Source organism: Gilvimarinus sp. 1_MG-2023 (genome assembly GCF_030548285.1).
In genome coordinates this window covers 1-269 of the sequence record NZ_JAUOSC010001062.1, presented here as the reverse complement: position 1 = coordinate 269, position 269 = coordinate 1, and the positions used below count along the sequence as shown (strand labels likewise).

1 protein-coding gene is annotated in these 269 nt (G+C 55.4%); it reads right to left on the bottom strand.

The genetic code is table 11. The features are described 5' to 3' along the window. Positions 1 to 269: efflux RND transporter permease subunit (locus Q4563_RS20120; protein ID WP_303605774.1), on the bottom strand; the 269-nt coding region annotated here is incomplete at both ends.

Genomic DNA, 269 nt, shown 5'->3' with positions numbered 1-269 from the left:
AGTCCTATCAGTGCACCAAACACCATGACGGTGGTCAGGAAGGATGACAAGACGCCTCGGGCGACGCGCCGGGTGCCGGTTACAACGGCATCCAGTGGCGACAGACCACGCTGGCGTTGCTCGGCGATGCTTTCGGCAATAACGATGGCATCGTCCATCAGAATGCCCAGCGCCAGCAATAACGCCACCATGCTCATCATATTGATTGATATGCCAAACTGCAGCATCAGAAAAAAACTGGCGAGAAAACTTACCGGCAGGCCCATCAC